Source organism: Polaromonas sp. P1_G2, assembly GCF_056405515.1.
Genome location: NZ_JBFUBY010001097.1, coordinates 1 through 461 on the forward strand (window position 1 = coordinate 1; position 461 = coordinate 461).

Genomic DNA, 461 nt, shown 5'->3' on the forward strand with positions numbered 1-461 from the left:
CACGACATCGAGCAGCCGATCGGCATCGTCGAAGAACTCGACCGGACCGGATACATGGACGGCGGCGTAATTCCAGGTCGGAACGACCTTTCCATGTTCGGCTTTCACGGCGTACCAGGATGGGGTGACGTAAGCGTCCGGCCCCATGAAGACGGCGAGGCCGTGACCGACCACCTCCGCCTGCCATTGCGGGTTCGGCCGCGCCAGATGCGCATAGAGCACGCCCATCTCCCCCTCGGTCGCGTCGACAAACGTCGGCAACGCGGTGCACATCGGCCCCGCAGGCGTCGCGGTGATGAGGTTCGCGAGAGGACAGTGGCGGATCATCTCATAGAGTTCGGCTTTGTCGTCGACGACGAAGGCGGGGGGCGTGTACATGTCTGGTCTCCCTTGACTTGGTGCTGATATCGCAGGCAACTGGCATGAACAGAAGTGCCAGTTCTGGAGAAAAGATATGGTCC

At 61.6% G+C, this 461-nt stretch carries 1 protein-coding gene; it reads right to left on the bottom strand.

Annotated features, from left to right (window positions below):
* Positions 1-378: FMN-binding negative transcriptional regulator (locus AC1D0P_RS29230; RefSeq protein WP_477679936.1), on the bottom strand; the 378-nt coding region annotated here is incomplete at its 3' end.
* Positions 379-461 lie beyond the last annotated feature (83 nt).